Source organism: Bacillus cereus group sp. MG16 (genome assembly GCF_040459875.1).
Classification (GTDB): domain Bacteria; phylum Bacillota; class Bacilli; order Bacillales; family Bacillaceae_G; genus Bacillus_A; species Bacillus_A paranthracis.
On record NZ_JARVHE010000001.1, the window covers coordinates 1,548,693 to 1,561,052 of the forward strand.

Consider the following 12,360-nt stretch of genomic DNA (forward strand, 5'->3'; position numbering starts at 1 on the left):
AAAATGAAGAGAAAACCGCATGCATAAAATCCCCTTCAAAGGAAATACTTTACACTGTACAGCAACTCCCGATAGGAGGGAACACTTTGACGAGAAACAAAGTAGAAATTTGCGGTGTTGATACAGCTAAACTTCCCGTACTAAAAAATGATGAAATGCGTAAATTATTTCGTGAAATGCAAAGTGGAGAGATAAGCGCAAGAGAGAAATTAGTGAATGGAAACTTACGTCTTGTACTGAGCGTCATCCAAAGATTTAATAACAGAGGAGAATATGTTGACGATTTATTTCAAGTTGGTTGCATCGGACTTATGAAATCCATTGATAATTTTGATTTAGGCCAAAATGTAAAATTTTCAACGTATGCTGTGCCGATGATTATTGGGGAAATACGCAGATATTTGCGTGATAACAATCCGATTCGCGTATCTCGCTCCTTACGAGATATTGCGTATAAAGCGTTACAAGTAAGAGAAAAGTTGATTGCAGAAAATTCAAAAGAACCAACAGCAATGGATATTGCAAAAGTGCTTGAAGTGACTCATGAAGAAATCGTTTTTGCTTTAGATGCAATTCAAGATCCAGTTTCATTATTTGAGCCGATTTATAACGATGGGGGGGATCCTATCTTTGTTATGGATCAGTTAAGTGATGAAAAACAAAAGGACGAGCAGTGGGTTGAAGAGTTAGCTCTAAAAGAAGGAATGAAGCGTTTAAATGATCGTGAGAAAATGATTATTCGAAAACGTTTCTTCCAAGGAAAAACACAAATGGAAGTTGCAGAAGAAATTGGGATTTCTCAAGCACAAGTGTCACGTTTAGAGAAATCAGCTATTAAACAAATGAATAAAACGATTCAAGGATAAGGTTTCACCATTTATGGTGAGACCTTTTTATATGTCATATAGTTTGTTTGCGCTCATAGTAGGATAGTTGTGTTCATATAATGAAAATAATATGAGGTTGGTAAGAGGGTGCTTCCTGTTCATTTGTGAAACAAAGTTTTTTCGATTCGTCATATATAAGGGAGAGGATGAAAGTGATACAAATTTCGGAATTGCAGATGAAAGATATAATAAATGTTTCAGACGGAAAAAGGCTGGGGAATATTGGTGATATTGAAATTGATATGAACACAGGGAAGATCGATTCTATTATTATTTCTAAACAGGCACGTATGTTTGGGATTTTTGGGAAAGACGTAGAAATTGTAATTCCTTGGAAAGAAATTGTGAAAATTGGGGAAGATGTCATACTTGTTAGAGTAAATCCTGTTAATTCTGTAACAGAATCAATACAAACACCGACAATTTCATAAAGAATATTACAAATTCCTCTTTTTTTTCTGTTAGGATTATGAAAAAATAAAAGTATGGTAAAATAGACAGGAAGTACCATGCTTTTTTATGTTATTTTAATTAAAAGGAGCAGCCTTATGAGAGAACCATTTAAATATGTGGACGGTATACTGTATTTAGAAGCGTGGAAAGAACTTGGAAACATTACTGCTGGATTTACGACAAAAGATGGTGGGGTAAGTACGGGCTCCTTTCATGCAATGAATTTAGGATTACATGTGAATGATATTGCCGAGAACGTTCATGAAAATAGACGCATTTTAGCAAATAAGTTACAAAAACCATTAGAAAACTGGATTTGCTCTGAACAAGTTCATGATCATCATGTTGAAAAAGTAGGACAACAGGAAAAAGGAAGTGGCGTTTATTCATATGAAGACGGCATTTCAAAAACAGATGGCATTTATACGACTAATAATGATGTTCTTTTAACATCTTGTTATGCGGATTGTGTTCCACTCTATTTTTATGCACCATCACATGGTATGATAGGACTTGCGCATGCTGGATGGAAAGGGACTGTAAAAGAGATTGCAAAAGAAATGATTCAAAAATGGAATGCAGAAGGGATTTCGAGTGATGAAATTCATGTTGCGATTGGACCAGCAATTGGATCTTGTTGTTACGTTGTTGATGATCGAGTGTTAACAGCAGCAGAGCAAGTAGTAAACGGTTCTGTTCCTTATAAAAAAGTTTCTGACGGACAGTACGCAATTGATTTAAAAGAAATTAATCGTATATTATGTGTACAAGCAGGCATAAAAGAAGAGAATATTGTAATGTCATCTCTTTGTACAAGCTGTGAAGAACAACTGTTTTTCTCTCATCGTCGTGATCAAGGTAAGACAGGGAGAATGTTGAGTTTCATAGGTTTTAAGGAGGATGAAAGCAAGTGACAGTACAAAAAAATTTAACAACTGTAAACGAAGCAATTAAACAATCTTGCGCGCGAGCGGGACGTTCTTTGCAAGATATTAAACTCGTTGCAGTTACAAAAACGGTAGGAATTGAAAAAACAAACGAAGTAATTGAAGCAGGAATTATCGATTTAGGTGAAAATAGAAATGAAGGTTTCTTACAGAAGTATGAACATTTCGGTTCAAAAGTGAATTGGCATTTTATTGGATCATTACAAACGAGAAAAGTAAAAGAAATCATTAATGAAATCGATTATTTACATTCATTAGATCGTCTTTCACTTGCAAAAGAAATTCAAAAACGTGCGGATAAGAAAGTGAAATGTTTTATTCAAGTGAAAACATCATCTGAAGAATCAAAGCAAGGATTGGCAATAGAAGAAACCGTTTCTTTTATTCAAAGTTTGCAAGAATTGGATAAGATTGAAGTGGTTGGACTAATGACAATGGCTCCGTTTACAGAAGAAGAGGAAGAAATCAGACGCTGTTTTAAGACATTACGTATGCTACAAACAAAGGTGCAGGAGTTAGAATTATTACATGCGCCATGTAAAGAATTATCAATGGGAATGTCTAATGATTACACCATTGCGATTGAAGAAGGTGCTACATACATTCGTTTGGGGACGATTTTAGTAGGAAAAGCGTAAAAGGAAGGAGAATCTTATTATGAGTTGGTCAAAAGTAAAATACTTCTTTTTTGATACACCGGAAGAAAAAGAAGCAGCTCAATATAGTTATGAAAAGGAGCAAACGGACATGAAGAAGCAGCAAGATCCGCCAGAACAACAAGATGTTACGTTTCCAAAAGCGCAAACGAAACAAAATGTTGTGAGCATTGAAACAGCGAAGCAATCCTCAAAAGTTGTTTTATTAGAACCACGCACATATTCGGAAGCGCAAGGAATTGCGGACCATTTAAAAGGTAGACGAGCTGTTGTAATTAATTTGCAACGAATGTCTACGGATCAAGCTGTACGTATCGTTGACTTTTTAAGTGGTACTGTATACGCTATAGGCGGGGACATTCAAAAAATAGGACCGAAAACATTTATGTGTACGCCTGAAAATGTAGATATAGTTGGTGCAATTTCAGAGTTATTCGGTGAAGAAGAAGACACAAATATAAAGAGGTGGTAATACGCCATGGAAACAGTTTTAAGGCTTTTAGTTACTGCTATCGAGATTTACTCGTGGGCACTTATTATTTACATTCTCCTATCATGGTTCCCAGGTGCAAAGGAATCAACTTTCGGAGATTTTCTTGCCCGTATTTGTGAACCGTATTTAGAACCATTTCGCAGATTTATTCCGCCGCTTGGTATGATTGACATCTCACCACTTGTTGCGATTTTTGCGTTGAGACTTGCTACAAGTGGTTTAGTAACTTTATTCGGCTATTTCTTATAGTAAGAGGTTAAATACATGAGCATCTACGAGCATTTTAGACCTGATGAAGTGGTCTTTGTGGATAAAGTGTTAGAGTGGAAGCGAGCAGCAGAGTACCATCAAGTGAAGTTAACAGACTTTCTTGATCCAAGACAACAACAAATTGTCACGATGGTAATAGGACAAGGAGATGTTGCTGTACAATTTGATGGTGCAACGTCTCAAGCAGAGCGCAAAAGAGCACTCATTTATCCGGACTATCTAGTAATAAATGAAGAGGAATTTCAAGTAGAAGTATTGGAAATTGACTATCCTTCCAAGTTTTATACGCTAGAGCATAGGCAAATATTAGGTACATTTATGTCTCTCGGTTTAACGAGAGAAAAATGTGGTGATATTTTGCTTCAAGAAGATCGTGCCCAAATTGTAGTCGCGAAAGAAGTTGTATCTTATATTGAGATGAACTTACAATCTATAGGAAAAGTGAAAGTCTCCTTATCACCAGTGCAAGGGGAAAAAATTCTACAGATACAAGAAACGTGGGGGGAGAAATCCGGAACGGTTTCTTCACTTCGTTTAGATGTTATGTTAGCTGAAATGTTACATATATCTAGGCAAAAAGTACAACCTTTCATAAAAAATGGTTTAGTAAAAGTGAATTGGAAAACAGTGGAGCAAACCTCTTATGAATGTTATCCAGGAGATGTTTTTTCAGTGAGAGGATATGGACGCAGTAAATTGTTTTCTGTAGAAGGTAGAACAAAGCGCGACAAATGGAGAATTTTGTATGGTATACTAAAATGATTGGTTTTTTAGAAGGAAATCCTCCTATTTTGTCGAAGAAAAGATATAATTGAAAGAGGAAATTTAGATAACTACTTGGAGGTGGCGTTGTGCCGTTAACACCATTAGATATTCATAACAAAGAATTTGGTCGCGGATTCCGTGGCTATGATGAGGATCAAGTAAATGAGTTTCTTGATCAAATTATCAAAGATTATGAATTAGTCATTCGTGAGAAAAAAGCTTTAGAAGAACAAGTTGCACAATTAGAAGGGAAGTTAGATCATTTCTCTAATATTGAAGATACGTTAAACAAATCTATCGTTGTTGCACAAGAAGCAGCGGAAGAAGTAAAACGTAATGCCCAAAAAGAAGCGAAATTAATTGTACGTGAAGCTGAAAAGAATGCAGACCGTATTATTAACGAAGCTTTAGTAAAATCAAGAAAAGTTGCTTTTGATATTGAAGAGCTAAAGAAACAAGCGAAAGTATTCCGCACTCGTTTCCGTATGTTATTAGAAACACAGCTTGAAATGTTAAACAACGATGATTGGGATAAGCTAATTGAGTTAGAAGACGAAGTAGACGAGCTGTTGAAAAAAGAAGAAACAGTGTAAGCTTGACGTTTTTCTCATTATTACATATAATTTTAAACAACATATTTATTAAGAAAAACGAAGATAGGGATAAGTACCTTTTTCATACCTTATATAGCGAACTGAGGATGGTGTAAGCTCAGGATAAGGTGATAATGGGAATATCACCCTGGAGTTCCGCGCTGAACAAATAGAGTAAGCGTAGGCGTATATTCGCGTTAAGAATATAAAGAGGATTGTATACATACGTATAGAATCTACTAGGGTGGTACCGCGGGAGACTTTCTCGTCCCTTTTTGGGATGAGAAAGTCTCTTTTTTATTCCGTTTTTTAGGTCTTTCTTTTATACATGTAAGGAGGAATTGAGCATGGAGTACAAAAATACATTACTAATGCCAAAAACAGAGTTCCCGATGCGTGGGAATTTACCAAAACGTGAGCCTGCAATGCAAGAAAAGTGGGCGGAAATGAATATTTATGAAAAGGTACAAGAACATACGAAAGGTCGTCCTTTATTTGTACTGCATGATGGACCTCCATATGCGAATGGTGACATTCATATGGGACATGCATTAAATAAAGTATTAAAAGACTTTATCGTTCGTTATAAATCAATGACTGGTTTCTGTGCACCATATGTCCCAGGTTGGGATACACACGGTTTACCAATTGAACAAGCTTTAACAAATAAAGGTGTGAAGCGTAAAGAAATGACAGTTGCTGAGTTCCGTAAGTTATGTGCAGAGTATGCATATGAACAAGTAGAACGTCAGCGTGAGCAATTTAAGCGTTTAGGTGTACGTGCTGATTGGGATAACCCATACATTACTTTAGAGCCAGCATATGAAGCACAACAAATTAAAGTGTTTGGTGATATGGCGAAAAAAGGTTATATCTATAAAGGACAAAAACCAGTTTATTGGTCACCAACGAGTGAATCAGCTTTAGCAGAAGCTGAAATTGAATACCAAGATAAAAAATCTGCATCTATTTACGTAGCATTTCCTGTAAAAGATGGAAAGAACGTATTAGAAGGTGATGAGAAATACATTATCTGGACAACAACGCCTTGGACGTTGCCTGCAAACTTAGGTATTTCTGTTCACCCAGAACTTGAATACGCTATTGTAAAAGTAAATGGTGAAAAATATATTATTGCTTCTGAACTATTTGAGACAGTTGCAAAAACGTTAGAGTGGGAAAACGCTGAAGTTGTGAAAACAGTAAAAGGTAGCGAGCTTGAGTATACAGTTGCAAAGCATCCATTCTACGATCGTGATTCATTAGTTATGCTAGGAGATCACGTAACAACAGATGCAGGTACAGGTTGTGTTCATACAGCACCAGGACACGGGGAAGATGACTTTATTGTTGGTAAAAAGTATGGCTTAGAAGTACTTTGCCCAGTTGATGATAAAGGTGTATTAACAGAGGAAGCACCTGGATTTGAAGGCTTATTCTATGATAAAGCTAACAAGCCAATTACAGAAAAATTAGAAGAAGTAGGCGCATTACTGAAGCTAACATTCATTACGCATTCATATCCACATGATTGGAGAACGAAAAAACCTATTATTTTCCGTGCGACAGCACAGTGGTTTGCATCTATTGAAGCATTCCGTAAAGAGTTATTAGAAGCTGTTGCGGAAACAAAATGGGTACCAGCATGGGGCGAAACTCGTCTTCATAACATGGTTCGTGACCGTGGCGACTGGTGTATTTCTCGTCAACGTGCATGGGGTGTGCCAATTCCTGTATTCTATGCTGAGAATGGTGATCCAATCATTACGGATGAAACAATTAACCATGTAGCTGATTTATTCCGTGAACACGGTTCTAACGTATGGTTTGAGCGTGAAGCGAAAGATCTATTACCAGAAGGATTTACACATCCAGGTAGCCCAAATGGTGAATTCCGTAAAGAAACAGACATCATGGATGTATGGTTCGACTCAGGTTCTTCTCACCAAGCGGTATTAGAAGAGCGTAATGACTTACAACGTCCAGCAGATTTATATTTAGAAGGATCTGACCAATATCGTGGTTGGTTTAACTCTTCATTATCGACAGCAGTTGCTGTAACAGGAAAAGCGCCATATAAAGGCGTACTAAGCCACGGTTTCGTATTAGATGGTGAAGGACGTAAAATGAGTAAGTCGATTGGTAACATCGTCGTACCGAAGAAAATTATGGATCAATTAGGCGGAGATATTTTACGATTATGGGTATCTTCTGTTGACTATCAATCTGATGTACGTATTTCGGATGATATTTTAAAACAAGTAGCAGAAGTGTATCGTAAAATCCGTAACACATTCCGTTTCTTATTAGGAAACTTAGACGACTTTAAGCCAAGTGAAAATACAGTAGCTGTAGCTGAACTTCGTGAAGTAGATCGTTACATGTTAGTGAAATTAAATGACTTAATTACAAAAGTAAAAGAAGCATATGAGACATACGACTTCGCTGCTGTATATCATGCAATTCATAATTTCTGTACAATTGATTTAAGTTCATTCTACTTAGACTTTGCAAAAGACATTTTATACATTGAAGGTGCGAACCATGAAGATCGTCGTGCAATTCAAACTGTATTATATGATGTTCTTGTTGCATTGACGAAACTTGTAACACCAATCTTACCGCATACAGCTGATGAAGTATGGCCATACATTCCAGGTGTAACAGAAGAAAGTGTACAATTAACTGATATGCCAGAAGCTGTACAATTAGATGGTGCAGAAGCATTAAAAACAAAATGGGATGCATTTATGACATTGCGTGATGACGTATTAAAAGCGTTAGAAGTAGCTCGTAATGAAAAGGTAATCGGTAAGTCATTAAATGCAAGCATTACGCTATATCCAACTGCAGAAATGAAAGCTATGTTAGAGTCTATTAACGAAGACTTAAAGCAATTATTCATCGTTTCTGAGTACAAACTTGGTGGCATGATGGAAGAAGCGCCAGCAGATGCACCGAAGTATGAACATACAGCGGTTGTTGTTGTTCAAGCAACTGGTGAAACATGTGAACGTTGTTGGGTAGTTTCAGAAACAATTGGTAAAGATGCTGAACATGAAACATTATGTGAGCGTTGTGCAACGGTTGTTAAAGAAAATTATGTAAAATAATAAGGGGTGACTGCACGTAAAGTGCAGTCATTTTTTGTTAACAGTATATTGAAATAACTTTCACTCTCTTTCCTATGAAGGAAAAATGTGTGAGAGGTAAGCATATAAATTTCGGACACACTAATCGTACATTGCAACTGGGAGGAATGTACACGTGAATGAAATGTATATGGAAATCAAAGAAGAATTGCAATTGATGCGAAAAGAGTTACAAGAGAGGCTAGCTAAAGAGGTTATGTACAAATATAACACAGAGTTTAGCGAAGAGCTTGGGTATGAAATTAAGGAAGAGATAAAGAAAAAACTTTTATTACATGATATAAAAGAGGATTTAAAAGATGTAGAACGTGCATTATTTAAAATGGAAATAGATATGTATGGTATTTGTGAAGACACAGGGAGAGTAATGTCGGTAAAACAAATGAAAACGATGCCGACTGCACGTACCATTCATGAATTTTTCTATGAAAAAGTAAATGTATGAATGTGCACAACGATATTATATTACCTTTTTTTAATTTATTTTATTCTTCTATAAAGGTTCATTGTGAAAAGGTGGCAGCTATGCTAAAATTTTGAGGTACACTGTCTTTGTGGGGGAAATGAAAATGATATATTATGTAATAGCGTTATTTGTCATTGCCATCGATCAAATATCGAAATGGCTAATTGTAAAGAACATGGAATTGGGTACGAGTATTCCGATTATCGATAATGTATTATACATAACATCACATCGAAATAAAGGAGCTGCTTGGGGCATTTTAGAAAATAAAATGTGGTTTTTCTACATTATTACAGTCGTTTTTGTAGCATTTATCGTATTTTATATGAAAAAATATGCAAAAACAGACAAGCTTCTAGGAATTTCATTAGGTCTAATTTTAGGCGGAGCAATTGGTAATTTTATTGATCGTGTATTTAGACAAGAAGTAGTGGATTTCATTCACGTGTATATTTTCTCGTACAACTATCCAGTATTCAATATCGCTGATTCAGCATTATGTATTGGTGTTGTATTAATTATTATTCAAACATTATTAGAAGGCAAGAAAACGAAGGAGTAATTGAATGAGTGAAGTAGTACAAGTAACAGTTGCAGAAGAACAAAAAAACGAGCGAATTGATAAATTCGTTGCAGGAATAAATAATGAATGGTCACGTACACAAGTACAACAATGGATTAAAGATGACGTTGTTACAGTTAATGGAAAATCTGTAAAAGGGAATTATAAAGTTAGAGAAAATGATGAAATTACAGTGACGATTCCTGAGCCAGAAGAGTTAGATATTCAGCCAGAAGATATGAACTTAGAAATTTATTATGAAGATGCAGATGTACTTGTTGTTAATAAGCCGCGTGGTATGGTTGTGCATCCAGCACCAGGTCATACAAGTGGTACACTTGTGAACGGTCTTATGCACCATTGTACAGACTTATCAGGCATTAATGGTGTGATGCGTCCGGGTATCGTACATCGTATTGATAAAGATACGTCTGGTCTATTAATGGTTGCTAAAAATGATATGGCACACGAATCACTTGTAAATCAACTTGTAGCAAAAACAGTAACGAGACGTTACAAAGCGATTGTACACGGTGTTATTCCGCACGATAAGGGAACGATTGATGCTCCGATTGCTCGTGATAAGAAAGAACGCCAAAGTATGACGGTTGATGAAAATGGTAAGCATGCTGTTACGCATTTCCAAGTGTTAGAGCGATTCAAAGATTTCACACTTGTAGAATGTCGCTTAGAAACAGGGCGTACACATCAAATTCGTGTTCATATGAAATATATTGGCTATCCACTTGCAGGAGATCCAAAGTATGGACCAAAGAAAACATTAGATATGAACGGACAAGCACTTCATGCAGGTATTTTAGGCTTTGATCATCCTCGTACTGGTGAATATATTCAGTTTGAGGCACCGATTCCAGAAGTATTTGAAGACGCATTAAATATTTTACGAAAATAGTATTGACAAATCATAAGAAAACTGAGATACTGACAACAGTTAAATAATGATCCTTTAACACAGCCCCGTGAGGTTGAGAAGGTAACGGTTTGAAATGCATAGGGTATGCTATACCCTTTTTCAAAAGTCCTCTCGCACACGCTGAGAGGACTTTTTTTATACCATTACTCTCACGCAAGAAAAAAGCTTGGAGGTGTAGAGCATGCAAGAGAAAGCTGTCGTTTTAGATGACCAAATGATTCGCCGCGCTTTAACACGAATTAGTCATGAAATCGTGGAACGAAATAAAGGTGTCGATAATTGTGTTCTTGTCGGAATTAAAACTCGTGGAATTTTTATTGCACAACGTTTGGCAGAACGAATTGGTCAAATTGAAGGAAAAGAAATAGAGGTTGGAGAGCTAGACATTACGTTATATCGTGATGATTTAACGCTACAATCGAAAAATAAAGAACCACTTGTAAAAGGTTCTGATATCCCTGTAGATATTACGAAGAAAAAAGTTATCCTTGTAGATGATGTATTATATACAGGCAGAACAGTTCGAGCAGCAATGGATGCTCTGATGGATTTAGGTAGACCATCACAAATCCAATTGGCGGTTCTTGTTGATAGAGGTCATCGTGAACTACCAATTCGCGCTGATTATGTAGGAAAGAACATTCCAACATCAAGTGAAGAGCGTATCGAAGTTGATTTGCAAGAGACAGATCAACAAGATCGAGTAAGCATATACGATAAGTAAAGCCCTTTTAAATGTAGTCCTGTGAGGCTGCCAAAGGGTCTTGGCTTTCATATGTCAAATTTGGCATACGAAAGTGTAGGACTCTTTGTGCACAGGCACAAAGAGTTTTTTTATTGCAAAGATTTAAACTGAAGGAGGATGTAACAATGGAACAAAAGCCAGTGTTAGACGTTAATGAAGTACCGAAACCGGGAAAATGGTTATTTTTAAGTATACAACATTTGTTCGCGATGTTTGGATCAACAGTGCTTGTTCCGTTTTTAACAGGATTGAATCCGTCAGTAGCATTAATATCAAGTGGATTAGGAACGTTAGCGTTTCTTCTTATAACGAAAGGTCAAGTACCTGCCTATCTAGGATCATCATTCGCCTTTATCGCACCGATTATAACAGCAAAAACGGCAGGTGGACCGGGAGCAGCAATGCTTGGTGGGTTGCTAGCAGGGCTTGTGTATATCTTAATCTCAATCGGAATTAAGAAATCAGGATCAAAGTGGATTATGAAATTACTACCACCAATCGTAGTTGGTCCAGTAGTAATGGTAATCGGTCTAGCTTTAGCACATACAGCAGTTAACATGGCGATGAATGGTGCGGATGGCAAATATAGCTTTACACACTTTTCAGTAGCATTAGTAACATTAGCAATTACAATTATATGCTCAATATTCGGAAGAGGATTTTTCAGTATCATACCAGTGTTACTTGGCATTATCGGCGGATATATTTTCGCTTACTTCCAAGGGCTAGTAGACTTAAAGCCGGTAGCTGAGGCAAAATGGTTTGTTGTACCAGATTTCACAGTACCATTTGTAACATACACACCAGAGTTTTCATGGAAGATCGTACTCTTGATGGTACCAGTAGCACTAGTAACAATTTCAGAACATATCGGACACCAAATTGTACTAGGAAATGTTATTAAAAGAGATTTAATTGAAAAACCTGGTTTACACCGTTCAATCTTCGGTGATGGAGTAGCAACATTAATCGCATCACTAATTGGTGGACCACCGAATACAACGTATGGTGAAAACATCGGTGTGCTAGCAATTACAAGAGCGTACAGTGTATACTTATTCATCGGTTCAGCTGTATTCGCAATCATGTTCGGATTTATCGGTAAGATTTCTGCACTGATTCATTCGATACCAACACCAGTTATGGGTGGTGTATCCATCTTACTATTCGGTGTAATCGCATCAAGCGGATTACGTATGATGGTAGACGATAAAACAGATTTAAGTGACAAACGAAACTTAATGATTGCATCAGTAATACTAGTAATCGGTATTGGTGGAGCGGTACTTCACGTAGGAGAATCATTCCAAGTAGAAGGAATGGCACTAGCAGCAATTGTAGGTGTACTGCTAAATTTACTACTACCGGAAACGAAACAAATAAAACAATCTAAGCAGATTGCTTCATAATAATAACCTTTTAATTCAGTCCTGTGAG

Annotated in this window: 14 protein-coding genes and 1 other annotated feature; all 14 genes read left to right on the plus strand. The window is 36.6% G+C overall.

What is annotated here, in order from left to right:
• Positions 1-86 precede the first annotated feature (86 nt).
• Positions 87-866, plus strand: coding sequence for an RNA polymerase sporulation sigma factor SigG (gene sigG, locus QCI73_RS08180; RefSeq protein WP_000197753.1), 780 nt, complete (start codon positions 87-89; stop codon positions 864-866).
• 167 nt (positions 867-1,033) lie between these two features.
• Positions 1,034-1,318, plus strand: a complete 285-nt coding sequence (locus QCI73_RS08185; RefSeq protein WP_001998116.1) for a YlmC/YmxH family sporulation protein — start codon at positions 1,034-1,036, stop codon at positions 1,316-1,318.
• A gap of 117 nt (positions 1,319-1,435) precedes the next feature.
• Positions 1,436-2,254, plus strand: coding sequence for a peptidoglycan editing factor PgeF (pgeF, locus tag QCI73_RS08190; RefSeq protein ID WP_001209002.1), 819 nt, complete (start codon positions 1,436-1,438; stop codon positions 2,252-2,254).
• Positions 2,251-2,925 carry a YggS family pyridoxal phosphate-dependent enzyme gene (locus QCI73_RS08195; RefSeq protein WP_044791556.1) on the plus strand — a complete coding sequence of 225 codons (675 nt, stop codon included), beginning with the start codon at positions 2,251-2,253 and terminating at the stop codon, positions 2,923-2,925. The genes pgeF and QCI73_RS08195 overlap by 4 nt, the downstream gene beginning before the upstream one ends.
• A gap of 19 nt (positions 2,926-2,944) precedes the next feature.
• Positions 2,945-3,415, plus strand: coding sequence for a cell division protein SepF (locus QCI73_RS08200; RefSeq protein WP_000119138.1), 471 nt, complete (start codon positions 2,945-2,947; stop codon positions 3,413-3,415).
• A 6-nt stretch (positions 3,416-3,421) separates the two neighbouring features.
• Positions 3,422-3,685 carry a YggT family protein gene (locus QCI73_RS08205; protein WP_000450919.1) on the plus strand — a complete coding sequence of 88 codons (264 nt, stop codon included), beginning with the start codon at positions 3,422-3,424 and terminating at the stop codon, positions 3,683-3,685.
• Between the two features lie 15 nt (positions 3,686-3,700).
• Complete coding sequence (locus QCI73_RS08210; RefSeq protein ID WP_000029725.1) at positions 3,701-4,468, plus strand: YlmH family RNA-binding protein; 768 nt, start codon at positions 3,701-3,703, stop codon at positions 4,466-4,468.
• Positions 4,469-4,557: 89 nt separating this feature from the next.
• Positions 4,558-5,064 carry a septum site-determining protein DivIVA gene (gene divIVA, locus QCI73_RS08215; RefSeq protein ID WP_001131612.1) on the plus strand — a complete coding sequence of 169 codons (507 nt, stop codon included), beginning with the start codon at positions 4,558-4,560 and terminating at the stop codon, positions 5,062-5,064.
• A gap of 51 nt (positions 5,065-5,115) precedes the next feature.
• Positions 5,116-5,340, plus strand: a binding site (T-box leader).
• 71 nt (positions 5,341-5,411) lie between these two features.
• Positions 5,412-8,177: an isoleucine--tRNA ligase gene (gene ileS2, locus QCI73_RS08220; RefSeq protein ID WP_000455935.1), complete on the plus strand. Its 2,766-nt coding sequence runs from the start codon at positions 5,412-5,414 to the stop codon at positions 8,175-8,177.
• Positions 8,178-8,331: 154 nt separating this feature from the next.
• Complete coding sequence (locus tag QCI73_RS08225) at positions 8,332-8,661, plus strand: TraR/DksA C4-type zinc finger protein (protein WP_001004664.1); 330 nt, start codon at positions 8,332-8,334, stop codon at positions 8,659-8,661.
• A 124-nt stretch (positions 8,662-8,785) separates the two neighbouring features.
• Positions 8,786-9,244 (plus strand): lipoprotein signal peptidase LspA, encoded by a 459-nt coding sequence (lspA, locus tag QCI73_RS08230; RefSeq protein ID WP_353822740.1) that lies wholly within the window; start codon positions 8,786-8,788, stop codon positions 9,242-9,244.
• Positions 9,245-9,248: 4 nt separating this feature from the next.
• Positions 9,249-10,157, plus strand: coding sequence for an RluA family pseudouridine synthase (locus QCI73_RS08235; RefSeq protein WP_046198490.1), 909 nt, complete (start codon positions 9,249-9,251; stop codon positions 10,155-10,157).
• A 202-nt stretch (positions 10,158-10,359) separates the two neighbouring features.
• Entirely contained in the window at positions 10,360-10,902 is a 543-nt protein-coding gene (pyrR, locus tag QCI73_RS08240) for a bifunctional pyrimidine operon transcriptional regulator/uracil phosphoribosyltransferase (protein WP_001156487.1), read from the plus strand.
• 146 nt (positions 10,903-11,048) lie between these two features.
• Positions 11,049-12,332 (plus strand): uracil permease, encoded by a 1,284-nt coding sequence (gene uraA, locus QCI73_RS08245; RefSeq protein ID WP_000435920.1) that lies wholly within the window; start codon positions 11,049-11,051, stop codon positions 12,330-12,332.
• The last annotated feature ends 28 nt before the right edge of the window (positions 12,333-12,360 follow it).

Coding starts and splice junctions, on each gene's coding strand:
- QCI73_RS08200 (WP_000119138.1), top strand. CDS start 2,945: ATGAGTTGGTCAAAAGTAAAATACTTCTTTTTTGATACACCGGAAGAA.
- QCI73_RS08205 (WP_000450919.1), top strand. CDS start 3,422: ATGGAAACAGTTTTAAGGCTTTTAGTTACTGCTATCGAGATTTACTCG.
- ileS2 (WP_000455935.1), top strand. CDS start 5,412: ATGGAGTACAAAAATACATTACTAATGCCAAAAACAGAGTTCCCGATG.
- pyrR (WP_001156487.1), top strand. CDS start 10,360: ATGCAAGAGAAAGCTGTCGTTTTAGATGACCAAATGATTCGCCGCGCT.
- lspA (WP_353822740.1), top strand. CDS start 8,786: ATGATATATTATGTAATAGCGTTATTTGTCATTGCCATCGATCAAATA.
- QCI73_RS08185 (WP_001998116.1), top strand. CDS start 1,034: ATGAAAGTGATACAAATTTCGGAATTGCAGATGAAAGATATAATAAAT.
- uraA (WP_000435920.1), top strand. CDS start 11,049: ATGGAACAAAAGCCAGTGTTAGACGTTAATGAAGTACCGAAACCGGGA.
- pgeF (WP_001209002.1), top strand. CDS start 1,436: ATGAGAGAACCATTTAAATATGTGGACGGTATACTGTATTTAGAAGCG.
- QCI73_RS08210 (WP_000029725.1), top strand. CDS start 3,701: ATGAGCATCTACGAGCATTTTAGACCTGATGAAGTGGTCTTTGTGGAT.
- QCI73_RS08235 (WP_046198490.1), top strand. CDS start 9,249: ATGAGTGAAGTAGTACAAGTAACAGTTGCAGAAGAACAAAAAAACGAG.